Genomic DNA, 26783 nt, shown 5'->3' on the forward strand with positions numbered 1-26783 from the left:
CTCACCCGTCCCTCTCCCACAGGGAGAGGGTGGTGAAACACTTACTTCGCTTTCGCCTGCTGGAACAAAGTGTCCCACATGCCCAGCACCAGTGACTGGTCGCGCGGAGAGAGTTCCCCGGCCAGAATGGCTTTTTCAAGGCTGCGAGTCACTTCTTCGTGAACGGCCTCGGCAGAGTGATCGTCCCCTGCTTCCAGCTCGGCTACGGCAAGCGTCAGGTGACCACGCAGATAACCGCTGGCGAACAGCTCATCATCGCTGGCGTGTTCCACCATGTCATCAATTAACGCCAGAATGCGTGATTCAAATTCTGCGATCATCTTCTTTCCTCTGTTAAAGATCTTCCGGCCATGGGAAGCATTCCGCCGCGATCGCCGGCGTGTGGTAATAATTCTGTAAAGCCTCGATCAGGCGCGCCGGACGTTCCGGGATGCCTTTCTCAAGGTATTCCATCACCTGCGCGTGAACGCGGCGCTGGAAAACGATACGGTCCGGCTCGAAGTCGCCTTCAAGGTTGTCGCAGCTGACGTTGAACGGGAAGCCCGCCGCCACGCAGAACAGCCACTCCAGCGCCTGCGGTTTCACTTCCACATCTTCAAACTGTCCCTGCGTGGCGGCGTCACGTCCGTCCGGGCAGTACCAGTAACCGAAGTCCACCAGCTCGCGACGCGCTTTACCCGCGATGCACCAGTGAGAAATCTCGTGAAGACCGCTGGCGTAAAAACCGTGCGCAAAAACGATGCGGTTATACGGAACCTCTGCATCAGCAGGAAGATAGATCGGTTCGTCGTCGCCTTTAATCAGACGGGTATTAAAATCATCAGCAAAACAGCCGTCAAAAATCTCAATCAGCTGTTCGTATTTATGCGTACTGTTCATTAGTTCATCCCCAACCAGGTGAGGATCTCCTGTCCATGGCTGTCATAAAGCAGTTTGGCGCTCATTACCGCAGAGACGATAACGATCATCGGGCGAATCAGTTTTTGTCCTTTGCTTAACACCAGACGCGAGCCTGCGCGCGCCCCGAGGAACTGCCCTGCCATCATCACAAAGCCGGTTGCCCAGATGACCTTGCCGCCAATGATAAACAGCAGTAGGCCGCCGACGTTTGAGGTCGCGTTGAGCACTTTGGCATGGGCGGTGGATTTAGCGAGGTTAAACCCGGCCAGCGTCACAAACGCCAGCGCGTAAAACGAGCCGGCGCCCGGGCCGAAGAAACCGTCGTAAAAACCGACGCAGCCACCGGCAATGAGGGCAAACGGCAAACCGTGGAGACGACGCTGACGGTCCTCTTCACCGAGTTTTGGCATCAGCAAGAAGTAAAGGCCGATGCAGATAACCAGAATCGGCAGGATCTGGCGCAAAATATCGGACTGCACGTGCTGAACCAGCAGCGCGCCCGACGTTGAGCCGATAAAGGTCATCAGGATATTGAGCTTCTGATCGGCCAGGCTCACCACCTTGCGGCGGATAAAATAGAGCGATGCGGAGAGGGAGCCGCCGCAGGCCTGTAGCTTGTTGGTGGCAAGGGCCTGAGCCGGGCTCATGCCCGCCGCCAGCAGCGCGGGTACGGTTAATAATCCGCCACCGCCCGCAAGCGCATCGATAAAACCGGCCAGCATAGCCACAAAGAACAGCACCACCAGCAGCAGCGGTGACACCATAAACAGATCGACGAAATTATCCATTAAAGTACATGCTCATCCAGTAGCGCCTGGCAGGAAGGCGGCAGCGGAGGCGGTGTCTTCTTCTCAGGCTTAGAGGTTCCAGGTTTTGCCGGTTCAAACCAGCTTTGCAGTTCCGCACCGCAGCCATCGCCTGGCGGAGGTAACGGCTGATCTTCACACTCCAGGCTGTTCGCCGGGCAGCGCAGACGAACGTGCATATGCGCACGATGCTGGAACCACGGGCGCACTTTGCGCAGCCAGTCGCGATCGGTTCCGGCATCCAGGCAGAGCTGCTGCTTGATGGCCGGGTTGACGAAAATCCGCGTGACGTCGTTATCTTCTGCCGCGAGCTTGATCATGCTGGATACATCCCGCGTCCAGAGTGATGGCACAACGCGCTTACCGTCGCTCGCCACCAGATCCAGCGCCTGCGGCTTCAGCAGCTGGGCTGAGGTCCAGCGCGCTTTCGGCAGCTGCAGGAAGATATCAACATCCAGTCCGGTCTGGTGGCTGGCGTGACCGCCGTTGAAGCGTCCGCCGGCAGGCATCCCCATATCGCCAATCAGCATCGTGCCCAGCCCCAGGTTATGCACCTGGTTTCCCAGACGCTGGATGAACAGCACCAGATCCGGGTGGCCGAAATAGCGTCGCTGATCGGTACGCATCACCTGGTAGGTATCAGACTGCAGAGGCAGCTCCTGAGCGCCGACGATACAGCCGTTGGAAAAGGCACCAATGGACTGTGCGCTCCCCGCCACCGGGTGGGTGATTTTTTGCCATGGCGTCGCGGCCAGACTGGCTCCACTGGCGAGCAGCGCCAGCAGAGCAATTGCGGTTTTTTTCATGTTTACCAGCGTGGAATGGTGGTCGTCACATCCGCATTCTGCGCGCGCTGGCGCAGGAAGTGATCCATCAGCACGATTGCCAGCATCGCTTCTGCAATCGGCACCGCGCGGATCCCCACGCACGGATCGTGACGTCCTTTGGTGATCATCTCAACTTCTTCGCCATCGCGGTTAATCGTGTGGCCCGGCACGGTAATGCTGGAGGTTGGCTTCAGCGCGATGTTGGCAATAATCTGCTGCCCGCTGCTGATTCCCCCGAGGATGCCACCCGCGTGGTTGCTCTGGAAACCCGCTTTCGTGATTTCGTCGCGGTTCTGGCTGCCGCGCAGGGATACCACGTCAAAACCGTCGCCAATCTCTACGCCCTTCACCGCGTTGATGCTCATCAGCGCGTGGGCGATGTCGGCGTCGAGACGGTCAAATACCGGTTCGCCCCAGCCAGCCGGGACGCCGTCGGCCACCACGGTCACTTTCGCGCCAATGGAGTCGCCCTCTTTTTTCAGGCCGCGCATCAGCTCATCCAGCGCTTCAAGCTTGTCCGCATCGGCGCAGAAGAACGGATTTTGTTCTACCTGATCCCAGTCTTTGATCGCCAGCGGAATGTCGCCCATCTGGGTCAGACAGCCGCGGATAACGATGCCAAATTTCTGCTGCAGGTATTTTTTCGCAATCGCCCCTGCCGCCACGCGCATCGCGGTTTCACGCGCCGATGAACGTCCGCCGCCGCGATAGTCGCGAAAGCCGTACTTTTGTTCGTAGGTGTAGTCAGCGTGGCCCGGGCGGAAGACGTCTTTGATGCTGCCGTAGTCCTGAGAGCGCTGATCGGTGTTTTCGATAAGTAAACCAATGCTGGTGCCGGTGGTGCGGCCTTCGAAAACGCCGGAGAGAATTTTGACCTGGTCCGGCTCGCGACGCTGCGTGGTGTAGCGAGAGGTACCCGGACGACGACGGTCAAGGTCGTGCTGTAAATCTGCTTCGGTCAGTTCAATGCCTGGCGGTACGCCATCAACGATACAGCCCAGTGCCAGCCCGTGCGACTCACCAAACGTGGTCACCCGGAATACCTGTCCAATACTGTTTCCTGCCATCACGGCTCCGATGTAGTTGTTTGTGTTTGAGCGTTGTGAAACGGGCCGAAGCCCGCTGGATTAATCTTTATAGATGCTGAAGTGTTCGCGCGCGTCGAGCAGCTGCGCTTTGGTCAGCATAAAGACGCCGTCACCGCCGTTGTCGAACTCAAGCCAGGTGAACGGCACATCCGGGTACTGCTCTATCAGATGTACCATGCTGTTGCCCACTTCACAAATCAGAACGCCGTCATCGGTCAGATAATCCGGCGCGCAGGCCAGGATGCGGCGGGTCAGCTTCAGGCCGTCAGAGCCTGACGCCAGACCCAGTTCCGGCTCGTGACGATATTCGTTCGGCAGATCGGACATGTCTTCCGCATCAACGTACGGCGGGTTGGTGACGATCAGATCGTACTGCAGCATCGGCAGGTCGCGGAACAGGTCAGAGCGAATTGGCGTAACGTGATGGATCAGGCCGTGCTCTTCAATGTTGTGCTCGGTCACGGCCAGCGCGTCGGTGGAGATATCTACGGCGTCGACTTCCGCTTCCGGGAAGGCGTAAGCGCAGGCAATGGCAATGCAGCCGCTGCCGGTACACATATCCAGAATGTGCTGCGGCTGATGGCCGATCAGGCCTTCAAAGTGGTTGTTGATCAGCTCACCAATCGGCGAGCGCGGCACCAGCACGCGTTCATCGACATAGAACTCGTGGCCGCAGAACCAGGCTTTGTTGGTCAGGTAGGCGACCGGGATGCGCTCGTTCACGCGGCGGATCACGCGCTCAACGATACGGTGCTTTTCGCTGGAGGTCAGACGCGCGGTGCGCATGTCTTCCGGAATATCCAGCGGCAGGTAGAGAGATGGCAGCACCAGCTGTACGGCCTCATCCCATGGGTTATCGGTACCGTGACCGTACCAGATATTGGCGGCGCTGAAGCGGCTAACCGACCAGCGCAACATGTCCTGTATGGTATGCAGCTCGTTTACTGCTTCATCGACAAATATTTTATCCACTCTTTCCTCCAGGGCATGCTCGCATAATTTTCGGCGGCTAGTTTGCCATGAAGACGGCGATAAATCAGCAATGACGCGTCGCGCTTGAGGTTAAAAAATGCGTTTAGTCGGGTACACTATCGGAAATACGAGATGAGAATGACGAATGAAAAAGAAAACATCGCTCAGTGAGGAGGATCAGGCGCTCTTCCGACAGCTGATGACCGGGACGCGTAAAATCGCGCAGGACACCATTGTCCATCGTCCGCAGCGTAAAAAAATCAGCGAAGTACCGGTCAAACGGCTGCTGCAGGAGCAGGCGGATAACAGCCACTATTTTTCAGATGAATTTCAGCCGCTGCTTAACACGCAAGGGGCTGTAAAGTATGTACGTGAAGACGTCAGCCATTTTGAGCTGAAAAAATTACGCCGCGGGGATTATTCGCCAGAGCTGTTTCTCGATCTGCACGGGTTAACGCAGATGCAGGCCAAACAGGAACTGGGTGCATTGATCGCGGCCTGTCGCCGCGAACATGTTTTTTGCGCCTGCGTCATGCACGGCCACGGTAAACACATTCTGAAGCAACAGACACCGCTGTGGCTGGCTCAGCATCCACACGTGATGGCTTTCCATCAGGCACCCAAAGAGTACGGCGGAGATGCCGCATTACTGGTGTTGATAGAAGTGGAAGAGTGGCAGCCGCCAGAATTACCCTGACAGGACGGCGGGGGCAGATTGTGCTCCCCCGCGCTAACGCACGCCACGTCAGATGGCTTTTGCCATCTTCAGGTTGCACGGGCTCATCTGCCAGTTGAAGACACCTTTGCCCGTTTCGTCCAGAGAGACATTAGCAATGGCGGAGGTCGTGAACATAGGCGGCGTTTCGCCCGGGCACAGCTCAGATACCAGATAGCCAACCAGTGGCAGGTGGGAAATGACCAGCGCGGAAGCGACACCTTCATTGCACAGCGCCTGAAGATAAGCGCTGACAAGGCCTACATCGCCACATGGGGTGAGTTCAGGGAGAACATCCACGCTGGCCGGCAGGTTCATACACTCCCCTACCACATCCAGCGTCTGTTCTGCACGCAGGAACGGACTCACCAGAACGCGTTCGATGTCCACTTTTTGACCGTTAAGCCAGGTCGCCATCAGACGAGATTCGTCGCAGCCACAGACGGTCAAAGGACGTACTGAGTCACTGGCGGCATCGAGTGCCGCGTCGCCGTGACGCATGATAAAAACTTGCATATTGCACCGCTTTTGTTAACCAGAATCACCGGCGTTAACTACCCGCGATAAATACTGAGAGGTAGAAAACCCGATGGCCGGGCATTGTGCCTGATCCATTCGGTGAATGAAACGCTGTTTTTTACCTCATTGGCGTAAGTATAGTCAATCTCTGTTTACAAAATCGCCAGAACAGGTTCATTCACTTCAGGATTTACCCTTCTTTGACCTCAGCTTACGAGGACAGTTTCCCTTGCGGGCCAAAATGTCTGGCCCCGTTCCGCCATCTGCAATAATTCGTCACACGGCGTAAACCGCGGACCATATTGCGAAGCCAGACGTTGCAGTATTGCAACCACTTCATCCGCGCCGAGCGTATCCATGTAACGGAACGGGCCGCCAAGGAACGGCGGGAAACCAATACCAAATACCGCGCCGATGTCACCATCGCGCGCGCTCTTGATCACCTGCTCACCAAAGCAGCGCGCCGCTTCATTGAGCATCATCATCACGCAGCGCTCAGCACACTGAACGGCGGACAGTTTTCCCTGACCGGTGGTCGAAATAAGCCCATAAACTGAAGGGTCGACCTGTTTTCTGCTTTTACGCCCTTTCGCGCCGTAAAGATAGAAACCGCGTTCATTTTTTCTACCTTTGCGATCGTCCTTCAAAATTGCAGAAACAATGTTTGCAAGTGGGCTAAAACGATCGCCATAGGCAGCTTCCAGCACTGGTATAATTTTAGTGCCGGTGTCTATTCCCACCTCATCCAAAAGTTGGATTGGGCCAACGGGGAAACCAAACTTTACCAGCGCCTCGTCGACGTGCTCAATTTTCTCGCCTTCCGTCAGCAGCCGCATGGCTTCATTAATGTACGGTGCCAGAATGCGGTTGACGTAAAAGCCGGCTTTGTCCGCCACCACGATCGGCGTTTTACCCTGCATTTTAGCCAGCTTCACTACGGTGGCGATGGTTTGCGGGCTGGTCGTGGCATGTGGGATCACCTCCACCAGCGGCATTTTTTCGACCGGGCTAAAGAAGTGCAGGCCTATCACCTGCTCCGGACGCGCGGCTTTCGCCGCGATATCGCCAATCGGTAATGACGACGTGTTTGAGGCAAAAATGGTATGTCGGGCGCAATGTTGCTCAACGTCAGCGACCATCTGCTGCTTAAGCGCCAGGTCTTCAAACACGGCCTCAATCACCAGATCGCGATGGGCAAAGCCGCTGTAATCCGTCGTGCCGGAGATCAGCGCCAGGGTCTTATCCCGCTCGCTTGCTCTGATATGGCGGCGTTTTACCTTTTGATCAAGGTTCTGCCAGCTATACTGCAGCGCGTGGTTGATCCCTTTCGCAGCGATGTCTTTGATCCGTACGGGCAATTTGCCTTTGCTGGCGGTAACAAATGAGATGCCCCCGCCCATGAGCCCTCCACCCAGCACGCCAATAGCGTTCAGCGGAGCGGGCTGTGCCTCGCTACCGGGATCTTTTTTCACGTCTGTACTGGCGAAGAAGATGCTGCGCAGCGCCTGTGACTGGGGCGTCATCGCCAGTTCGCCAAAAGCTTTGGCCTCAGCGGCGTAGCCGTTACTGCTTCCCTGGGATAACCCGGTTTCAATAACCTCCAGGATCCGCTTTGTCGCCGGGTAGTTGCCTTTGGTTTTTTGTTCGGTCTTTTTGCCCACCATATTGAACAGCAGCGTTCTCCCCAGTGGCCCGGCCAGCACGCGCTCGCGGACCGGCAAAGGACGTTTTGCCTGACGTCCTTTCAGCGCAAGCTCAACGGCAGCCTCCAGCAAAATGGAATGCGGTACGACGTCATCGACCAGACCGGCCTTTAGCGCCTGGCGGGCACGCAGTTGTTTACCGGTTAAGATCATCTCCAGCGCCGTGCTGACGCCCACCAGGCGCGGCAGACGTTGTGTTCCGCCGGAGCCAGGCAGCAGGCCGAGCTGCACTTCAGGCAGGCCTAAAATAGTTTTCGCATCGTCAGTACAGATGCGGCTATGACAGGCCAGCGCCAGCTCCAGCCCACCGCCCAGACAGGCACCGTGGATGGCTGCGATGACCGGGATCGGCAGGCCATTGATCTCCGCCATCACCTGCTGGCCCTGACGCGCCAGTTCTTCAGCCTCCAGCGCGCTTTGCGCCCGGGCGATCATGTTGATATCGGCCCCGGCAATAAAGTTGTCCGGCTTGGCAGAGATAAACACCAGGCCGCGAATGGCCTTGTTTTCGCGGATCTGCTTTAGCATCGCGCGCACCTGAACACCAAACTCGGCCTTCAGGGTATTCATCTTTTCATCAGGGACATCAATGGTTATCACGGCGACGTTATCGAGGCGAACCGTCAGGTTAAATGCAGATGTCATGTCCATTATTCAGCCTCCAGAACCATTGCCGCACCCAGCCCACCCGCCGCGCAGGCGGTGACGAGACCAAAACCGCCGCCACGGCGGCGTAGCTCGTGTAATGTTTGCGTGATCATCCTCGCCCCCGTCGCCGCAAACGGATGACCGTAGGCGATGGAGCCCCCCAGCACGTTGAATTTACTCTGATCCACTTCGCCCGTGGCATGCGTTCGGCCAAGCACGTCGCGCGCAAAACGCTCGCTTGCAAGCAACTGTACGTTGGCCAGGGTTTGCGCGGCGAACGCTTCATGCATATCAATCAGGGTTAAATCAGCCAGCGTCAGCCCCGCGCGATCCAGCGCCAGCGGCGTGGACCACGCCGGACCTAACAGCATGTCCTGCCAGACATCAATGGCAGTAAAGGCATAGCTGCGTAAATAGCCCAGAGGGGTGATGCCCAGCTCTTTCGCGCGGGATTCAGTCATCAGGATCACGGCGGCGGCCCCATCCGTCAGAGGCGTACTGTTAGCCGCCGTTACCGTACCGTGTTTGCGGTCAAACGCTGGGCGCAGTTTTGCGTAATCCGCCAGCGTCGAGGTGCCGCGAATGTTGTTATCTTCCGCGAGCGGTTCGCGGTAAGGGGGAATATAGGCGGTCATGACCTCGTCGGTCAGCTTGCCTTCCGACCAGGCTTTTGCCGCAAGCTGATGTGAACGATGCGCCAGGGCATCCTGCTGTTCGCGGGTGATGCCGTACGTTTTTGCCATCTGCTCTGCGGTATCTCCCATGCGCAGGCCGGTAGAGTATTCCGCGACGGCAGGTGGCACAGGCATCAGGTCGCGCAGGCGTAAACGCGAGAAGAGTTTTAGTTTCTGCCCCGTCGTGCGGGCTTTGTTGGCATCCACCAGGATGCGCGCCAGCTTTTTACTGACGCCAATAGGCAGTACCGAAGAGGAATCCGCCCCACCTGCAATCCCGGCACGAATAGTGCCCGCCATCAGGCTTTCTGCGACGTTAGCAACGGCCTGGAAACTGGTCGCACAGGCGCGGCTGACGCTGTAGGCATCGGTATGAATGTTCATCCCGGTACCGAGAACGATTTCCCGCGCAATATTGGGTGCTTCCGGCATCTGCACAACCTGGCCGAAAACCAGCTGTTCGATAACTTCAGGCGGAATTTCGCTGCGAGCCAGCATCTCTCCCACTACCATTTTCCCCAGATCGACAGCCGGTATGCCATGAAACGCCGTTGCCTGACGCGCAAATGGCGTACGCAATCCGCTGACGATGGCAATGCGATCGCCCTGACGGGTAATAAGCGGTAATGCCTGACTCATAACACTCCCCTGTAAAAATTAACTCAAACATAAAGTGGTCTGACCTGATAATAGTCTTAACCATTTTTTTACATTCAGCCAATCGGGGAAACGAAAAAGTGCGAGCTAAAACACAGAGAAGAAAAAGAAAAATGCTCCGAAGTAAAAGCAAAACGGTAACCCATAGGTTACCGTTTTTAGTGTTTGCACTCTCTCTCGTGGGAGAGGGCTGGGGGTGAGGGCATCAGGCCGCAGAGATTAACGCAGGCCTAACTGGAAAATCAGCGTTTCGGCTTCGCAGGCGAAGACGAAATCGATATCCAGCTTCACGCCGCCGTCCACTTCGGTGAAGGTAGACTTGATTTCGCACGGATCGGATTCAACATCACGCGCGCGCTTGCTCAGTGCAGTAAGGGTCTCTTCCGCTTCGGCACGGTTGGTGAATACGCGGCTGTAAGAGGCGGTGCAATCGGTGTTGTCCATGATGGTCCCAACATCCATACAGCAGCAAACCGGGGTTTCATCAGCACTGCATTTACTCATAGCTCAATTTCCTCTGTATTCGCGCAGCGCGCGAGATAAACACGATGCTGATATTTTACGCCCCGGCGCTGGCTCTCTCCAGCCGTTAATGGCGTAAAAGCGGATAAGTGACCAATATCACACTAAAAAATGATCTAAAACAAAAACCACCCTTTTGGGTGAGTCGCAATGGTCACAATTTTGCCAACCAGATCTCGTTTCAAGAAACATGTTTGAAAATATTAATAAACAAACTTGCAACATTCTAGCTGGTCAGACCTATACTCACGCCACTGGTCTGATTTGTATGTCATACCTCAGACCCTACACTTCGCGCTCCTGTTACGGTATGTAACAATTATTGAATAAAAATAACTCAATGAGGTTATGGTCATGAGCCAGAAAACCCTGTTCAACAAAACTGCGCTGGCAGTCGCAGTGGCAATCGTCTCTACTTCCGCCTGGTCAGCGGGCTTTCAGTTAAACGAATTTTCTTCCTCTGGCCTTGGCCGTGCGTATTCCGGGGAAGGTGCGATCGCGGATGACGCGGGTAACGCGAGTCGTAACCCTGCGCTGATCATGATGTTCGATCGTCCGACCTTCTCTGCTGGTGCTATTTTTGTCGATCCAGGCGTTGATATTTCAGGTCGTTCTCCGACGGGCGCCAGCCTGAATGCGGATAACATCGCGCCAACGGCATGGGTGCCAAACCTGCACTTCGTCGCACCTATCAACGACCAGTTTGGCTGGGGTGCCTCCGTCACCTCTAACTACGGTTTAGCGACCGAGTTTAGTGATAACTATGCCGCTGGGGCGTTTGGCGGTAAAACCGACCTGGAAACCCTGAACCTGAACCTGAGCGGTGCTTACCGTCTGGACAATCACTGGAGCTTTGGCGTTGGCTTTGACGCTGTGTATGCCAAAGCGAAAATCGAACGCTACGCGGGCGACCTGGGCAAAATCGTGGCGGGATCGGGCGCGCTGCCACCACCACTGGCGCAGCAAGTGGCGGGCATTCCGGCAGACACCCAGATTGCCTATCTGAAGGGTGACGAGTGGGGCTTTGGCTGGAACGCCGGTATCCTGTACGAACTTGATAAGAACAACCGTTACGGCTTTACCTACCGTTCCGAAGTAAAAATCGACTTTGATGGCGACTATAAGAGCAGCTTGCCTTCTGCCTATAACCAGATCCTCGGCAACTTCGGCCTGCCGATGGGCACCAACGGCAGTACCACCGGCGGCTCTCTGAGCCTGCACCTGCCGGAAATGTGGGAACTGTCAGGTTATAACAAAGTGGCACCGCAGTGGGCAATTCACTATAGCCTGACCTACACCAGCTGGAGTCAGTTCCAGGAGCTGAAAGCGACCAACAGCAAGGGCGACACGCTCTTCTATAAAGATGAAAGCTTCCGCGACGCTTACCGCATCGCGCTGGGGACCACCTACTACATGGATGACAACTGGACGTTCCGTACCGGTATTGCCTTCGATGATAGCCCGGTACCTGCCGACAAGCGTTCCATCTCTATTCCGGATCAGGACCGCTTCTGGCTGAGCGCAGGTGCGACCTATGCCTTCAACAAAGATGCCTCGGTTGATGCCGGTATCTCTTATATGCACGGTCAAAAAGTTAACTTCAAGGAAGGTCCGTATGAGTTCTCTTCCGAAGGTAAAGCCTGGCTGTATGGTATGAACTTCAACTACGCGTTCTGATTCGCGCAGGGATTAAAAAAGGTGAGCATTGCTCACCTTTTTTATTTACTCCGAATCGATATCTTTGAGTTCGTTTTCGATAGCTTTCGCGTTCGGGTTGTCTTCCGGCTTCAGCTTACCGCCGTTGGCAATAAAGTCATGATTCTGGAAGTACGCTTCACGCACCATAATGTACGGATCTGAAGACTGACGTAGCAGGCCATCAGAGTCGAGCAACTGCGCGCGGGTTTCAATCCCTTCTACCGTCCATTTACCAATCGACAGCGGCCAGGTCAGCCACGACAGGACCGGATACAGCGTATCCACCATATCGCCGCCATCATCACGAATAGTAAAGCTGCCGTAGAACGGTAACTGCACGTAAGGGCCATATCCGACGCCATAATGTCCCAGCGTGCTGCCGAAACGGTGCGGCTGTTCACGCTGCAGTTTCGGATTAGCCATGCCGGCGACATCGATAAAGCCACCCATCCCCAATATGGAGTTCAGGAAGAAGCGGGTAAAGTGCACCATCCCCTGATACGGGTCACCCTGCAGGAAGTAGTTCACCATGACCGCAGGCTCTTCGAGGTTACTGGTAAAGTTACTTAATCCGTTACGCGCAGGTTGGGGAACATAATCACGCCATGCTACAGCCACCGGGCGAACCACATACGGGTCCAGCACGTTGTAGTTGAAGCTATACATTGAGCGGTTAAATCCTTCGAGAGGATCGGAGCGTCCCGTTTGCTCCCCGGAGCTGGCGCAGCCCACAAGCATCGTCGCGCCCAGCGCAAGCGCCGACAGCCGAAGTTTCATAAATATCTCCCTGTTCAGTATGGCTATCGTTGATTGCCATCCGTAACGGAGCCGTGACGCTCCGTCTGTAAACGTGCAAGTGATTGTAACAGCACGTTTACCGATGTCTATGAGCACAATTACGGGCAGTAACCACCGTGACTCTGATCTCAGCATAGCCTGGCTTTTGGAATTCGTTTCGCTCGCAATTTTATAATGTCTTTGAAAGAGATGTATCACCTTTGTTGTCATTGCCGCCAATTTAAGACCATCCCCACAGGCATCCCGATAAAAGCCGCTACGCTTAACAGAAAGATCAACCTCCGGGAGCAGATATGAAAGAAGTGAGCGAAGAAAAAATTGGTGAGAGCAATGAGGAGCTTGAGATTGAAAGCGAGGAGAAAGCGCGCGGCGAGAAGATAGAAATTGATGAAGACCGCCTCCCTTCCCGCGCGATGGCCATCCACGAGCATATACGCCAGGATGGCGAAAAAGAGATGGAGCGCGATGCCATGGCCCTCTTCTGGTCGGCTATCGCGGCAGGTCTGTCAATGGGTGCGTCTCTGCTCGCAAAAGGGATATTTCATGTTCAGCTGGAAGGCGTGCCCGGTGGGTTTTTACTGGAGAACCTCGGCTACACCTTCGGCTTTGTGATTGTCATCATGGCCCGCCAGCAGCTGTTTACCGAAAACACGGTGACGGCCGTTTTGCCGGTGATGCAAAACCCTACCCTCGGCAATTTCGGTTTACTGATGCGTCTGTGGAGCGTGGTCCTGCTGGGTAATATCATCGGCACGGGCATCGCGGCCTGGGCGTTTGAATACATGCCGATTTTTGATGAACCCACCCGGGACGCGTTTGTGAAAATTGGCATGGACGTGATGAAAAACACGCCGCTAGAAATGTTCTCAAATGCCATCATCTCCGGCTGGATTATCGCCACGATGGTCTGGATGTTTCCTTCAGCCGGCAGCGCCAAAATAGTGGTGATCATCCTGATGACCTGGCTGATCGCGCTCGCCGACACCACGCATATTGTGGTCGGTACCGTGGAGATCCTCTATCTGGTCTTTAACGGTACGCTTCACTGGAGCGATTTTTTCTGGCCTTTCGCCCTGCCGACGCTTGCGGGAAATATCTGCGGCGGAACGTTTATCTTCGCGCTGTTAAGCCATGCTCAAATCCGTAACGACATGTCTAACAAACGCAAAGCGGAACAAAAGGCACGGGAAAATGATGATAAATCGACAAAAAAATCGACCTGAATGGTGACTCTTTGAGCAGTCAGGCGGCAATGCGCTTAACGCAAAGTGTAAATAACGCTATACTCGTGCCGCCTCGTCCCCTTAGTTAAATGGATATAACGAGCCCCTCCTAAGGGCTAGTTGCAGGTTCGATTCCTGCAGGGGACACTTTCCTCTTTCGGTCACTGCGTTTTCCATAACTCTACACAGTTCCGCCCGCGTCGTTTTGCACCGTACAGCGCTTCATCCGCAGCCTGGATCAAACGTTCGTAGTCAGGATGTCCGTTAAACATCGCCGCGCCAATTGAAAGAGAGAGCGGTATCAGTTCACCGGTCGGGGAGTTAACCTTAATTTTTTCCACACGTTTGCGAATGCGCTCGGCTATACGCAGAGTGTCGGCTTCGGTGATTTCCGTCAAGACAATCAAAAACTCATCACCGCCGTAGCGAAAAACATAGTCGCAAGTGCGGACGTTGTCATAAAAAGCGCCAGCAACCTTTCTCAGGATTTCATCGCCCGTATTGTGGCCCCAGGTATCATTGATTTGTTTGAATTTATCGACGTCAATCAGTAGCGCCGAAAGGGGCGTACCGGCGCGGGTGGCATGCGTGATTTCACGTTTAAAAATGGTGGGCAAAAAACGGCGGTTAAGCAGTCGGGTAAGGACATCCATTCCCACCTCATGGCGGGCCACCTCGTCAAACAGCTCACGCAGGAGGGTCACGATTTGCGAGAGGGTGTTACGCACGTGCCGCAAGAATTTCACCTGCCGTGACCGGTCACGAAGCGCGTCTTCAGCCTGGCGGACCTCATTAAACGCCTCGTCGAACTCCTGAATGAGCCGGGAAATATGCCCTGCTTCAGCGATACCGCTGAAATAGTGACGGCCTTTATGGCTAAACCACAGTCCAAAATCTGATTGTCCAAGCGGACGGCTGTTTCCGATGCTGGAATCTAACATCACCTTATAAAGGAGAGTCATTTCCCAGGTCAGCAACGTGGCGGTCTGGCGTTCCTTCTCTTCTTCTGCATTCTCCATGAGCGAGAAAATCCGGTAGTTCTCGTCCTCTTTTGCCGCATTGTTCTCGCTAAAGACATACGCGCGCGACATCACCTCCATCGCCAGATCAATGCTGTTAATGGCGTAATGATAAATGCTGAGCTTCACATCAGAAGGATGGGGAGTGGCGTTAATGATGGGTAACAGCAGTTTTTTCAGCACGCGGAAGCCCATCTCGACCAGATCGACAGAGATCCCGATACGGGCATGTACATCGGCGGCACGCTGCTGAGCCCGTATCTGCTCCTCAACCTGCTCTACCTGACAGGAGAGAACCTCAACCAGCCAGCGACGCAGCGCTTCCTGCAGCTGCCTTTCCACCTGTTCCGTGGTCAAAAAATCAGCGACGTTAGGATCGGCCAAAACAACACGATAGAACTCCGCAATCAGAACGGATGCATGGTCGGTAGCAAGCTGGGCTGTAACATCGTGAATGTGCAGATCGGTTTCATTGATCAGTTGAACCCACTCACTTTTCACCGTTTGCAGATAAGTTTCCATCGTCAACGCCTTCAGAGTCACTTGTTACTGTTAATAACAATAGCAAAATCAACTGCCTCAGCCACTGCCGCTTTTTTAATCAAAAACGAGTAATAGCACATATCGTATAACGGTGCTACATTACACCGCCCACCCAATGTCAGCTATGGCCAGGTAACGTCGTAAAGATCGGTAAAGCCTGCAACCATGACCTTGTACTACGGTCTAATAGGCACGTGGTATCGCATTAAGCGTTACTTTCACCGGCTCTACATAGGTTTCTCTATTTTGTCTCAATCCAATTTCAAACGCGCATTTTTGCATCCGCGTTACTGGTTTACATGGTTTGGCCTTGGCTTACTGTGGTTGCTGGTACAGCTTCCTTATCCGGTGATCCGCTTACTGGGCTCAAGACTCGGCAGCACATCCCGCTATTTCCTGAAACGTCGCGAATCCATCGCGCGTAAAAATATTGAGCTTTGCTTTCCACAATACTATGCCGAGGAGCGCGAGAAGCTCATCGCTGAAAACTTCAAGTCTATCGGCATGGCGCTGCTTGAAACCGGCATGGCCTGGTTCTGGCCGGATGAGCGCGTCCGCAAGTGGTTTGATGTGGAAGGCCTGGATAACCTTAAACGCGCGCAGATGCAAAATCGCGGCGTGATGGTCGTCGGCGTTCACTTTATGTCGCTGGAACTCGGAGGCCGCGTGATGGGTCTGTGTCAGCCAATGATGGCCACCTACCGCCCTCACAACAGTGCGCTGATGGAGTGGGTTCAAACCCGTGGCCGCATGCGTTCCAATAAAGCGATGATCAGCCGTAATAACCTGCGCGGTATGGTCGGCGCCCTGAAGAAAGGTGAGGCCGTCTGGTTTGCACCCGATCAGGATTATGGACGTAAGGGCAGCAGCTTTGCACCGTTCTTCGCGGTTAAAGACGTTGCGACGACCAACGGTACCTTTGTTATTTCGCGTCTGTCGGGCGCTTCCATGCTGACCGTGACGATGGTGAGAAAAGCGGATAAATCAGGCTATCGTCTGCACATTTCCCCTGAAATGGCTAACTATCCGGAAAACGAGTGCGAAGCCGCAGCGTTTATCAACAAGGTCATCGAGACTGAAATCATGCGTGCGCCGGAGCAGTATCTCTGGATGCATCGTCGTTTCAAAACGCGCCCGCTCGGCGAAGCCTCGCTCTATATTTAAGCGCTTTATGAAGGTTAGTTTCACTAAGAAACTAACCTTTTCAATCACCTGTCATCCTGCTGCAAAATCGTCTTTCTGTGCGTCGCTCAAAGTGAATTTATTGCGTTGCGAAATCAAACTGTCGCCGTTCCACGACACTCGTAAGTAACGGAAATTATTTAAAAAAATCCCTCTTGTCACCCCCTATTTTTAGGCGTACATTAGCGCCGTCTGGCATCAGGAAAGCACAGAATTCTGAGCTGGAGTCGACGGCGTAACGGGAAAATTCTCATTTCCGTTTTGACCGGATTTCAGTTCTCTATACTCAGGTGGACTCTGTTTTTAAATGCGTACCACAAGATACGCGGAGCGATGAAACGTGAAATATTTCTTTATGGGCATTTCGGTGATTGTTTTAGTCTGGGCCGGAACCTTTGCCCTGATGATCTAGTGAAGAACATGCTGTCAAAAAAACAGGAGCCATCGGCTCCTGTTTTTTTATGTCATGACGACGCGGGGGTTTCAGCGACGCTCTTTGAGGAGAGCAGCCCATCGGCCCGGAACATACTCTTGATGCCCCTCACCGCCTGACGAATACGGTCGCTGTTTTCGATCAGGGCAAATCGCACATGGGTGTCGCCGTAATCACCAAAGCCAATGCCCGGTGACACACACACCTTCGCGTCCTGGAGCAGTTTTTTGGCAAACTCCAGGGACCCCATCGCCGCGTACGGCTCCGGAATTTTAGCCCAGACGTACATGGACGCTTTCGGCATTTCTACCATCCAGCCCGCTTCATGTAGCCCTTTTACCAGCACGTCGCGGCGGCGCTTATACTGGGCAGCAATCTCATGAACACATTGCTGATCGCCCTCCAGAGCAGCGATAGCGGCAACCTGGAGCGGCGTGAAGGTGCCGTAGTCGTGGTAACTCTTAATACGCGCCAGTGCATTCACCAGCGTTTTGTTACCCACCATAAAGCCAATACGCCAGCCCGCCATGTTGTAGCTTTTCGACAGGGTAAAGAACTCTACCGCCACGTCACGCGCGCCCGGGACCTGCATAATCGACGGAGCTTTCCATCCGTCATAGACGATGTCAGCATAGGCCAGATCGTGAACCACCAGCACGTCATAACGTTTCGCCAGCGCGACCACTTTCTCGAAGAAATCGAGCTCCACGCACTGGGCCGTTGGGTTCGACGGGAAACCGAGGATCATCATCTTGGGTTTCGGATAACTTTCGCGAATCGCGCGTTCCAGCTCGTTAAAGAAATCGACACCTTCCACCAGCGGCACGGAACGGACCTGCGCTCCGGCAATGACCGCGCCGTAGATATGAATTGGGTAGCTGGGATTAGGGACCAGAACCGTGTCGCCATGATCCAGCGTGGCCAGCATCAGGTGTGCCAGCCCCTCTTTCGAGCCGATGGTAACAATGGCTTCACTTTCAGGATCGATATCAACCTGATAGCGATCCTGATACCAGCGCGAGATCGCGCGACGTAACCTGGGAATACCGCGAGACGTTGAGTAGCCATGGGTATCCGGGCGCTGGGCAACCGTGCAAAGTTTCTCAACAATGTGCGGTGGCGTTGGGCCGTCAGGGTTACCCATACTGAAATCGATAATATCTTCGCCGCGCCGACGCGCAGCCATCTTCAGCTCAGCGGTGATGTTGAAAACGTAAGGGGGGAGACGATCGATACGCGTAAAACGGCGTTCAGGACTGAATTCAGCCATAGATTCCTCAGATTAACGTTAGCGCCCGGACCGTCCGAGCGACGCTGCCACTGATGTGGCGTGTTTAGAAAATAACCTGAAAAAAATCATGCTGTCGAGAGGGAAATGAAAAAAAAGCGCTCGCAGGAAAACCGGAACCCGGCTGCACCTAAAAGCGGAAGCCTTTGTTTGAAGAACGCCTGTCTGGTAGCGGTTATTTAACATGATGATATCAAACCAGTTACCAGATGCCGTGCCGACGATAAAAAACCGGGACGCGTCAATCTCCAGCAGATAATCCCCTTTGTAAATTATGGTTTTTCCTCATTTGATAAACCTGACGGATAGCTGGTCAATACGCGCCAGGTTTTTTATCATGGTTCTTTCCCGTTTTCCCAGGTCTACTCGTGCACGAAATATTCACTATGCTGCTGGCGGTTTTTGACCGTGCGGCATTAATGCTGATTTGCCTGTTCTTCCTTATCCGCATTCGCCTGTTTCGCGAGCTGTTGCACAAATCTGCGCACTCGCCAAAAGAGCTGCTGGCCGTTACCGCCATCTTTTCGCTGTTCGCCCTGTTCAGCACCTGGTCAGGTGTGCCGGTAGAAGGGTCGCTGGTGAACGTGCGCATTATCGCCGTCATGTCCGGCGGGATTTTGTTTGGCCCGTGGGTGGGCGTCATCACCGGTCTGATTGCCGGGACCCATCGCTACCTGATTGATATCGGTGGCGTAACGGCGGTGCCATGCTTTATTACCAGCATTATCGCCGGGGTGTTGTCCGGCTGGATCAGCCGCAAAATCCCTAAAAAACAGCGCTGGCGCGCCGGGATCGTCGCGGGCATGGTGTGCGAAACGCTGACCATGATCCTGGTCGTCGTCTGGGCTCCCACCACCGAACTCGGGCTGGATATCGTCTCAAAAATCGGTATTCCAATGATCCTTGGCAGCGTCTGCATCGGTTTTATCGTGCTTCTGGTGCAGAGCGTCGAAGGGGAAAAAGAGGCCAGCGCCGCACGTCAGGCTAAGCTGGCGCTGGATATCGCCAACAAAACGCTGCCGCTTTTCCGCCACGTTAACGCGGAATCGCTGCGTCAGGTCTGCGAGATTATTCGCCACGACATCCATGCTGATGCCGTCGCCATTACCAATATCGACCACGTTCTGGCCTACGTCGGCGTGGGGGAACATAACTATCGCGACAATGACGACACCATAAGCCCGACCACCCGACAGGCGATTAACTACGGTAAAATCATTATTAAAAACAATGACGAAGCCCACAGAACGCCGGAAATCCACTCCATGCTGGTGATCCCGCTGTGGGAGAAAGGCGTCGTGACGGGCACGCTGAAAATTTATTATTGTCACGCGCATCAGATCACCTCCTCTCTGCAGGAGATGGCCATTGGCCTGTCGCAGATTATCTCCACCCAGCTTGAGGTTTCGCGGGCAGAGCAACTGCGTGAGATGGCAAATAAGGCAGAGCTGCGCGCGCTGCAGAGCAAAATCAATCCTCATTTCCTGTTTAACGCCCTGAACGCTATCTCTTCTTCCATTCGTCTTAATCCGGACACCGCGCGCCAGCTGATTTTCAACCTGTCGCGCTATCTGCGCTACAACATTGAGCTGAAAGATGACGAGCAGATCGACATCAAAAAAGAGCTGTATCAAATCAAAGACTACATCGCGATTGAGCAGGCGCGCTTTGGTGACAAACTCACGGTCATTTACGATATTGACGAAGAGGTCAACTGCGTGATCCCGAGCCTGCTTATCCAGCCGCTGGTCGAAAACGCAATCGTACACGGTATACAGCCGTGTAAAGGCAAAGGCGTCGTCACCATCAGCATCACCGAAAGCGGCAACCGCGTGCGTATTGCCGTGCGCGATACCGGCCACGGGATTGATCCAAAAGTCATTGAGCGCGTGCAGTCTAACGAGATGCCCGGGAATAAAATCGGCCTGCTGAACGTACACCACCGGGTCAAACTGCTTTACGGCGACGGACTGCATATTCACCGTCTTGAACCGGGCACCGAAATCGCTTTTTACGTCCCGAATGAACGCTCTCTCGTTCATTCGGCGACATCGCTGTTACCCCATGTGGAGTAACCCATGAAAGTCATCATCGTAGAAGATGAATTCCTGGCTCAACAGGAGCTAACCTGGCTTATCAAAACCCACAGCCAGATGGAGATTGTGGGCACCTTTGATGATGGTCTGGACGTGCTGAAGTTTCTGCAGCATAACCGGGTCGACGCCATTTTCCTGGATATTAATATCCCGTCGCTGGATGGCGTATTGCTGGCGCAAAACATCAATCAGTTTGCCCATAAGCCGTTTATCGTTTTCGTCACCGCGTGGAAAGAGCACGCCGTGGAGGCTTTTGAGCTTGAGGCATTTGACTATATTCTGAAGCCTTATCAGGAGTCGCGGATTGTCAGCATGCTGCAAAAGCTGGAGGCCGCATGGCAGCAGCAGGCTGCGCCCGCGAACGCCAGCCCAGCGGTACGGGAAAACGACACCATTAACCTGGTCAAAGATGAGCGCATTATCGTGACGCCAGTCAATGACATCTACTATGCCGAAGCCCATGAAAAGATGACGTTTGTCTATACGCGACGGGAATCTTACGTGATGGCGATGAACATCACCGAATTCTGCAGCAAGCTGCCGGCGGCGCACTTTTTCCGCTGTCACCGTTCGTTCTGCGTGAATTTAAACAAGATCCGCGAGATCGAACCGTGGTTTAACAACACCTATATTTTGCGCCTGAAAGATCTGGATTTTCAGGTGCCGGTGAGCCGCAGCAAGGTGAAAGAGTTCCGCCAGTTGATGCACCTGTAAAGAAAGCGCCCCCTCCTGCCGGAGAGGGCTCTGTGTCAGAGGATTTGACCGAGAACCTGACGCAGGTGGGCACCCGAGCCAAGCAGGCCGGGGTTATCATGCACGATCAGATAAACCGGAATGTCCTGCACATAGCTTCTGAAACGACCTTTATCTTCAAACCCGCCGCGGAAGCCTGAGGCCTTAAAGAAGTCGAGGAAGCGCGGTACGATCCCGCCCGCAATATAGACGCCGCCGAAGGTACCCAGCGTCAGCGCCAGGTTACCGCCGAAACGTCCCATGATTACGCAGAACAGCGACAGCGCGCGGCGGCAGTCAATACAGCTGTCCGCCAGCGCGCGTTCGGTAACGTCTTTCGGCTGCAGGTTTTCCGGCAGCCGACCGTCCGATTTCACAATCGCACGGTACAGGTTCACCAGCCCCGGACCGGAGAGCACGCGCTCGGCGGAGACGTGGCCGATCTCAGCGCGTAATTCTTCGAGGATAATCCCCTCTTCTTCACTGTTTGGCGCAAAGTCTACATGGCCGCCTTCACCCGGCAGGCTCACCCAGCGCTGCGCCACATGCACCAGATGCGAAACGCCCAGACCAGTACCGGCCCCGTAAACCGCAATCGGCTTACCTTCGACCGGTTCGGCACCGCCAAACTGGATCAGATGCTCTGGCTTCAGCATCGGAATCGCCATGGACACCGCGGTGAAGTCATTGATGATTTCAAGATGCGCAAAACCGAGGCTTTTTTTCATCTCGGCGATGGAGAATGCCCAGGTATGGTTGGTCATTGCGACCCAGTCGCCGGTTATCGGGCAGGCAATCGCGATGCAGCCGTCTTCAACGCTCACCTGCTGCTCTTCCAGATAGACGAGAACAACGGCCTCAAGGCTTGGATAATCCAGCCCTGAGTAGGTTTTCGCCCGGGAAATTTCACCGCTACTTACATCGCATAATGCGAGGCGCGCGTTCGTACCGCCCACATCGCCTACCAAAGCATACTTTGTCATTCTTCTACTGCTCCGCTAAAGTCAGAATAAATCTTTTGGGACACTGTAAATTCAAGGCGTGATAACAACAACGACCGGAAGGTGAATGCCCATGGATTATCGATCTTCGTCACAGAATAACTTTACCGTTTCAGCACCTTTTGCACTATTGCCATAAAGCTGATTGTGCAAAGTAACGTAATACCGTTTTGTACAAGGAAATCATCATGCTCCACCCGCGAGCCAGAACCATGCTGTTGCTGGCCATTCCGGCGTTAATCATTGGCGTAGCCTCAAGCCTGGTGCTCATTGTCGTGATGAAAGTCGCGTCGGTGCTGCAAACGATGTTATGGACAGCGCTTCCGGTAAAACTGGGCGTCACCGCTGATTCCTCTGCCTGGATCATCCTGATGCTGACGTTGACCGGGATTGCGGTGGGTCTGGTGATCCGTTTTAGTCCCGGGCATGCCGGCCCCGATCCGGCGCAGGAACCGCTGATTGGTGCCCCGGTTCCTCCTTCTGCGCTGCCGGGGCTGATCGTGGCGCTGATTGTGGGCCTGGCAGGCGGCGTCAGCCTGGGGCCTGAGCATCCGATTATGGCGGTGAATATTGGCCTGGCGGTTTTCCTCGGCTCACGCATTTTACCCCGCGTTGGCGCGCTGGACTGGACCATCCTCGCCTCCGCTGGCACCATCGGGGCGCTTTTCGGTACGCCCGTTGCCGCAGCACTGATCTTTTCTCAGACGCTCAGCAGCAATAACGACGTCCCGCTCTGGGATAAACTGTTTGCCCCGCTGATGGCCGCAGCTGCCGGGGCGCTGACGACCAGCCTGTTTTTCCATCCCCACTTTTCCCTCTCCCTGCCCCACTACGGCCAGATGCAGATAGCCGATATTTTCAGCGGCGCCGTCGTGGTCGCGATTGCTATCGCGCTGGGCATGGTGGCGGTGTGGTGCCTTCCACGCCTGCACCGGCTGATGCATAAACTCAAGCACCCGGTATTGATTCTGGGTATCGGCGGTTTGATTCTCGGGGTTTTAGGGGCAATCGGCGGGACAGTGACGCTGTTTAAAGGTCTGGACGAGATGCAGCAGCTGGCTTTTAGCCAGGTGTTTAGCGTATCGGATTATCTGCTGTTTGCCGTGATAAAACTGGCCGCACTGGTGGTGGCTGCGGCCTGCGGTTTCCGCGGCGGACGCATCTTCCCGGCGGTCTTTGTCGGCGTAGCGCTGGGGCTGATGCTGCACGAACACGTCGATGCCGTTCCGGCAGCGATTACCGTTTCCTGCTCGATTCTGGGGCTGGTGCTGGTGGTCACGCGCGATGCCTGGCTGAGTCTCTTTATGGCCGCCGTGGTGGTACCGGATACCACCCTCATCCCGCTACTTTGCATCGTGATGTTGCCCGCCTGGCTCCTGCTGGCGGGCAAACCGATGATGATGGCCTGGCGAAACGACAGGTAATCAGGCGCTGTTGCGCGCTTCCAGCGCTTTAGTAAGAGCACCCAGCAGCGGCGGGATGTCGGCTTTCGGCAGCATCACCTCAATCAGCGAGAGCCGCTCGTGGTGCGCCACTTTTTCAAGGACGTCCGCCAGCTGCTCCGCTTCGCTGACCCGCCAGCACTGGGCCTGAGGATCGAGGCTCAGCGCCTGCGGAATTTGCGTCCAGTTCCACAGCGCAATGTCGTTATATCGCTGCTCTGGTCCGTGGATTGCCCTTTCCACCGTATACCCTTCGTTGTTAAGAACCAGAATGATGGGGCGCTGTTTATCCCGCAGCATCGAGCCGAGCTCCTGGATGGTGAGCTGCGCCGCGCCGTCCCCCGTCAGCACAATCACGCGCCGGTTCGGGCAGGCGGTTTGCGCGCCGAATGCCGCCGCCAGCGTGTAGCCAATCGACCCCCACAGCGGCTGGACGATAAAATTCACGTCTGCCGGCAGGCGAAGATCGATCGCACCGAAGGCCGAGGTTCCCTGATCCGCAAGAATAATGTCTCCCGGGCGAATAAACGTCTGCAACGTTCTCCAGAAATTCTCCTGCGTCAGCGAGCCGTCCGGCTGCGGGTAGGCCATTGCACTTTGAGACGACGGCGCAGGCGTACCGTGCACGTGCTGCTTGCACAGTTCCACCAGCGTCTCAATCGCCTGAAGCATCGGAATACCGGTAAACCAGATATCCCCGACGCGTGCAGCATGAGGCTGTACTTCTATCGTTTGCGACGGGGTTAACTGGTGGGTGAAGCCGGCGGTCAGGGTATCGGTAAATCGCGTGCCGATGCACAGCACCGTATCCGCCCCTTCAATCGCCTCTTTTACCGCGCCGGCGCTTGCCGAACCGCTATACGTCCCGTAAAAGCCTGCGTGACGCTCGTCAAATATGCCTTTGCCCATCAGCATGGTGGCGTGCGCCATCGGCACTTCTTTGACCCATTTCTGTAGTGCATGTTTCAGGCCATGGCGCAGGACAAGGAAATCGGCCAGCAGCGCCGTTCGCTTGCTCATGGCCAGCTTGTTCTCGGCGGCATCCCGGAACGCCTTCAGGCAGGCGCTATCGGCATGCGCATGCCTGAGAGTGAGAGCGTTTACAGGAGGCGTGGCGGCTTTTTTGGCCACATCGGCAGGCAGCATCAGATAGCCGGGGCGACGTTCCCGGAGCATGGTAGTTAACACCCGGTCAATCTCATAGCAGGCGTTTTGTTCGGTCAGGATCGCCTGTGCAGCCGTGATCGGTTCGCTCATATGGTAAAAGTGACGAAACTCACCGTCGCCCAGCGTATGGTGCAGCAGTTCCCCTCGCTGCTGTGACGCCATACCTGGCGCGCCCACAATATGCAGTACCGGAACATGCTCGGCATAGCTGCCCGCAATGCCGTTCATGGCGCTTAACTCTCCTACGCCAAAAGTCGTCAGCAGCGCGGCGAAGCCCTTACATCGGGCATATCCGTCAGCGGCATAAGAGGCGTTTAACTCGTTGGCACAGCCCACCCAACAGATATCGGGGCTGTCTATCACGTGGTCGAGAAACTGCAGGTTATAGTCGCCCGGCACGCCAAACAGATGATCGGCTCCACAATCAGTAAGACGGTCCAGCAGGTAATCGGCGACGCAGTATGGGGTACGCATGAACAGGTATCCTTCTAATGTTGACCTCACCTTGAGTATTAAAGAAGCGTGATGGCTGTCCAGAATTGGCGCTAAGAAGGGCATGGAAAGAATGCTTTACAAAAAATGCTGCGCTATGCTGCTTTTTTTCACGTTAATGTAAACGCATACACTGATTTTTCTCTTCAGCGCCAGAGGTCATAAGAATGGGTTATCAGCCGAACAAAAGTCGTTATCAGACAATGGAGTATCGCCGCTGCGGGCAAAGCGGACTCAGGTTGCCCGCCATCTCGCTTGGGCTGTGGCATAATTTTGGCGATACCACGCTTATCGAAAACAGCCGTCAACTTTTACAGCGCGCGTTCGATCTGGGTATTACGCATTTCGACCTTGCCAACAACTATGGTCCACCACCGGGATCCGCCGAACGTAATTTCGGACGTATCTTGCAGGAGGATTTCCTGGCCTGGCGCGACGAGCTCATCATCTCAACCAAAGCGGGGTATACCATGTGGGATGGCCCGTACGGCGACTGGGGGTCTCGCAAATACCTGCTGGCAAGCCTGGATCAAAGCCTGAAACGCATGGGGCTGGAGTATGTAGATATCTTTTATCACCACCGTCCCGACCCACAAACGCCGCTTCTGGAAACCATGAAAGCGCTTGACCACGTAGTGCGTCAGGGAAAAGCCCTGTATGTCGGGTTATCCAACTACCCGGCCGATCTGGCCCGCCAGGCGATTGATATCCTTAATGACTTCGGAACCCCCTGCCTGATCCACCAGCCGAAATACTCCATGTTTGAACGTGCGCCGGAAGCGGGATTGCTGGACGTATTGCAGGAAAAAGGGGTTGGCTGTATTCCCTTCTCGCCGCTGGCCGGGGGACAACTGACCAACCGCTATCTGGACGGCATTCCCGCAGACTCCCGCGCGGCAAGCGGCAGTAAGTTCCTTAACCCTGACCAGATTACCGAAGAGAAGCTGGAGAAGGTAAGACAACTCAACGCACTGGCGGAAGGCAGAGGCCAGAAGCTGTCGCAGATGGCGCTGGCCTGGATATTACGCCACGATTCGGTGACGTCTGTGCTGATTGGCGCGAGCAAAGTCGCCCAGATTGACGATGCCGCGGGTATGCTGGAAAACCGCCATTTCTCTGCCGAAGAGCTGGCCCGTATTGAAGCCATCCTGAGCAGCTCAAAATAAAACCACTTTTAGCAAAAAGTGCTCTCAATCAGGAATTCGGAGTTGAGGCGATGAAACGAGCCTTTACCAACTCGTAATATTGCGTTAACAGGCCCAACAAAGGCCCCGATCGTGAAGGAGAAAGAGTATGTTCAGGTCACTGATTCTTGCAGCGGTATTACTGGCTTCATCAGCCCCGCTGATCGCCACTGCGGGCGAAATCACCCTGTTGCCATCAGTAAAATTACAAATTGGCGATCGTGACGACTACGGCAGATACTGGGACGGTGGCTACTGGCGCGACCGTGACTACTGGCATCGTCACTATGAGTGGCGCGGCGATCGCTGGTGGAAACATGATAACGGCAGACACCGTGGATGGTATAAAGACAAAGCGTATGAGCGCGGTTACCGTGAAGGCTGGAACGATCGTGACGACCGCCGCGGCGGCTGGGGTCACGGCAAAGGCCATGGTCACGGCCATCATCACTAA

25 protein-coding genes and 1 tRNA gene are annotated in these 26783 nt (G+C 54.9%); 11 read left to right on the plus strand and 15 right to left on the minus strand.

Annotated elements, in window-relative coordinates; all coding sequences use genetic code 11:
• Positions 1-41 precede the first annotated feature (41 nt).
• Genes ABR39_RS08965 through prmB form a run of 6 tightly spaced genes read right to left on the minus strand, consistent with a single transcriptional unit; the run spans position 42 to position 4593 of the window.
• A complete protein-coding gene (locus ABR39_RS08965; RefSeq protein WP_047346649.1) occupies positions 42-320 on the minus strand; it encodes a YfcL family protein in 279 nt (92 codons plus the stop codon).
• Positions 321-333: 13 nt separating this feature from the next.
• Positions 334-879: an elongation factor P hydroxylase gene (locus tag ABR39_RS08970; RefSeq protein WP_047346650.1), complete on the minus strand. Its 546-nt coding sequence runs from the start codon at positions 877-879 to the stop codon at positions 334-336.
• On the minus strand, positions 879-1688 hold the full coding sequence (locus ABR39_RS08975) for a sulfite exporter TauE/SafE family protein (protein WP_047346651.1): 810 nt from the start codon (positions 1686-1688) through the stop codon (positions 879-881). The genes ABR39_RS08970 and ABR39_RS08975 overlap by 1 nt, the downstream gene beginning before the upstream one ends.
• A complete protein-coding gene (gene mepA, locus ABR39_RS08980) occupies positions 1688-2512 on the minus strand; it encodes a penicillin-insensitive murein endopeptidase (protein ID WP_023312576.1) in 825 nt (274 codons plus the stop codon). The genes ABR39_RS08975 and mepA overlap by 1 nt, the downstream gene beginning before the upstream one ends.
• A gap of 2 nt (positions 2513-2514) precedes the next feature.
• Entirely contained in the window at positions 2515-3600 is a 1086-nt protein-coding gene (gene aroC, locus ABR39_RS08985) for a chorismate synthase (protein WP_047346652.1), read from the minus strand.
• A gap of 60 nt (positions 3601-3660) precedes the next feature.
• On the minus strand, positions 3661-4593 hold the full coding sequence (gene prmB, locus ABR39_RS08990) for a 50S ribosomal protein L3 N(5)-glutamine methyltransferase (protein WP_023344605.1): 933 nt from the start codon (positions 4591-4593) through the stop codon (positions 3661-3663).
• Between the two features lie 145 nt (positions 4594-4738).
• Here prmB and smrB point away from each other — a divergent pair, with 145 nt between their 5' ends.
• Positions 4739-5290 carry an endonuclease SmrB gene (gene smrB / locus ABR39_RS08995; RefSeq protein WP_008502613.1) on the plus strand — a complete coding sequence of 184 codons (552 nt, stop codon included), beginning with the start codon at positions 4739-4741 and terminating at the stop codon, positions 5288-5290.
• Positions 5291-5338: 48 nt separating this feature from the next.
• Here the strand turns inward: smrB and sixA are convergent, their stop codons facing one another.
• The 4 genes from sixA to ABR39_RS09015 all read right to left on the minus strand — a co-directional run bounded on the left by sixA (position 5339) and on the right by ABR39_RS09015 (position 10013).
• The gene (gene sixA / locus ABR39_RS09000) at positions 5339-5824 is read right to left on the minus strand and encodes a phosphohistidine phosphatase SixA (protein ID WP_047346653.1); all 486 of its coding nucleotides are present in this window, start codon (positions 5822-5824) and stop codon (positions 5339-5341) included.
• 209 nt (positions 5825-6033) lie between these two features.
• Positions 6034-8181: a fatty acid oxidation complex subunit alpha FadJ gene (fadJ, locus tag ABR39_RS09005; protein ID WP_047346654.1), complete on the minus strand. Its 2148-nt coding sequence runs from the start codon at positions 8179-8181 to the stop codon at positions 6034-6036.
• Positions 8181-9491: an acetyl-CoA C-acyltransferase FadI gene (gene fadI, locus ABR39_RS09010; RefSeq protein WP_047346655.1), complete on the minus strand. Its 1311-nt coding sequence runs from the start codon at positions 9489-9491 to the stop codon at positions 8181-8183. Before fadI ends, fadJ begins: the two co-directional genes overlap by 1 nt.
• A gap of 237 nt (positions 9492-9728) precedes the next feature.
• Positions 9729-10013, minus strand: coding sequence for a YfcZ/YiiS family protein (locus tag ABR39_RS09015; protein ID WP_047346656.1), 285 nt, complete (start codon positions 10011-10013; stop codon positions 9729-9731).
• 372 nt (positions 10014-10385) lie between these two features.
• On the opposite strand from ABR39_RS09015, the gene fadL reads away from it, so the two are divergent.
• Positions 10386-11708, plus strand: coding sequence for a long-chain fatty acid transporter FadL (gene fadL / locus ABR39_RS09020; protein WP_047346657.1), 1323 nt, complete (start codon positions 10386-10388; stop codon positions 11706-11708).
• 45 nt (positions 11709-11753) lie between these two features.
• Here fadL and mlaA read toward each other — a convergent pair whose 3' ends face one another.
• Positions 11754-12506 carry a phospholipid-binding lipoprotein MlaA gene (mlaA, locus tag ABR39_RS09025; protein WP_047346658.1) on the minus strand — a complete coding sequence of 251 codons (753 nt, stop codon included), beginning with the start codon at positions 12504-12506 and terminating at the stop codon, positions 11754-11756.
• A 314-nt stretch (positions 12507-12820) separates the two neighbouring features.
• Between mlaA and ABR39_RS09030 the strand changes: the two genes are divergently transcribed.
• Both ABR39_RS09030 and ABR39_RS09035 read left to right on the plus strand, forming a co-directional pair.
• Positions 12821-13750 (plus strand): formate/nitrite transporter family protein, encoded by a 930-nt coding sequence (locus ABR39_RS09030; protein ID WP_047346659.1) that lies wholly within the window; start codon positions 12821-12823, stop codon positions 13748-13750.
• A gap of 75 nt (positions 13751-13825) precedes the next feature.
• A tRNA-Arg gene (locus ABR39_RS09035) sits at positions 13826-13897 on the plus strand.
• 14 nt (positions 13898-13911) lie between these two features.
• Here the strand turns inward: ABR39_RS09035 and ABR39_RS09040 are convergent.
• Positions 13912-15291 (minus strand): diguanylate cyclase, encoded by a 1380-nt coding sequence (locus ABR39_RS09040; RefSeq protein WP_047346660.1) that lies wholly within the window; start codon positions 15289-15291, stop codon positions 13912-13914.
• Positions 15292-15555: 264 nt separating this feature from the next.
• Here ABR39_RS09040 and lpxP point away from each other — a divergent pair, with 264 nt between their 5' ends.
• Positions 15556-16476, plus strand: coding sequence for a kdo(2)-lipid IV(A) palmitoleoyltransferase (gene lpxP / locus ABR39_RS09045; RefSeq protein WP_167337201.1), 921 nt, complete (start codon positions 15556-15558; stop codon positions 16474-16476).
• A 358-nt stretch (positions 16477-16834) separates the two neighbouring features.
• A complete protein-coding gene (gene ypdK / locus ABR39_RS25625; protein WP_099458937.1) occupies positions 16835-16906 on the plus strand; it encodes a membrane protein YpdK in 72 nt (23 codons plus the stop codon).
• A gap of 52 nt (positions 16907-16958) precedes the next feature.
• Here the strand turns inward: ypdK and alaC are convergent, their stop codons facing one another.
• Entirely contained in the window at positions 16959-18197 is a 1239-nt protein-coding gene (gene alaC / locus ABR39_RS09050; RefSeq protein WP_047346661.1) for an alanine transaminase, read from the minus strand.
• A 386-nt stretch (positions 18198-18583) separates the two neighbouring features.
• Between alaC and ABR39_RS09055 the strand changes: the two genes are divergently transcribed.
• Together ABR39_RS09055 and ABR39_RS09060 are read left to right on the plus strand one after the other, a co-directional pair.
• The gene (locus ABR39_RS09055) at positions 18584-20290 is read left to right on the plus strand and encodes a sensor histidine kinase (RefSeq protein WP_047346662.1); all 1707 of its coding nucleotides are present in this window, start codon (positions 18584-18586) and stop codon (positions 20288-20290) included.
• Positions 20291-20293: 3 nt separating this feature from the next.
• Entirely contained in the window at positions 20294-21025 is a 732-nt protein-coding gene (locus tag ABR39_RS09060; RefSeq protein ID WP_047346663.1) for a LytR/AlgR family response regulator transcription factor, read from the plus strand.
• Positions 21026-21060: 35 nt separating this feature from the next.
• Here the strand turns inward: ABR39_RS09060 and glk are convergent, their stop codons facing one another.
• Positions 21061-22026, minus strand: coding sequence for a glucokinase (gene glk, locus ABR39_RS09065; RefSeq protein WP_047346664.1), 966 nt, complete (start codon positions 22024-22026; stop codon positions 21061-21063).
• 206 nt (positions 22027-22232) lie between these two features.
• On the opposite strand from glk, the gene ABR39_RS09070 reads away from it, so the two are divergent.
• Positions 22233-23468 (plus strand): ion channel protein, encoded by a 1236-nt coding sequence (locus ABR39_RS09070; RefSeq protein ID WP_047346665.1) that lies wholly within the window; start codon positions 22233-22235, stop codon positions 23466-23468.
• Here ABR39_RS09070 and ipdC read toward each other — a convergent pair whose 3' ends face one another.
• Entirely contained in the window at positions 23469-25127 is a 1659-nt protein-coding gene (gene ipdC, locus ABR39_RS09075) for an indolepyruvate decarboxylase (protein ID WP_047346666.1), read from the minus strand.
• A gap of 185 nt (positions 25128-25312) precedes the next feature.
• On the opposite strand from ipdC, the gene mgrA reads away from it, so the two are divergent.
• The gene (gene mgrA / locus ABR39_RS09080; RefSeq protein ID WP_047346667.1) at positions 25313-26311 is read left to right on the plus strand and encodes an L-glyceraldehyde 3-phosphate reductase; all 999 of its coding nucleotides are present in this window, start codon (positions 25313-25315) and stop codon (positions 26309-26311) included.
• Between the two features lie 127 nt (positions 26312-26438).
• Positions 26439-26783, plus strand: a complete 345-nt coding sequence (locus ABR39_RS09085) for a DUF2502 domain-containing protein (RefSeq protein ID WP_047346668.1) — start codon at positions 26439-26441, stop codon at positions 26781-26783.

It is taken from the genome of Enterobacter genomosp. O, from assembly GCF_001022965.1.
Lineage (GTDB): Bacteria > Pseudomonadota > Gammaproteobacteria > Enterobacterales > Enterobacteriaceae > Enterobacter > Enterobacter cloacae_L.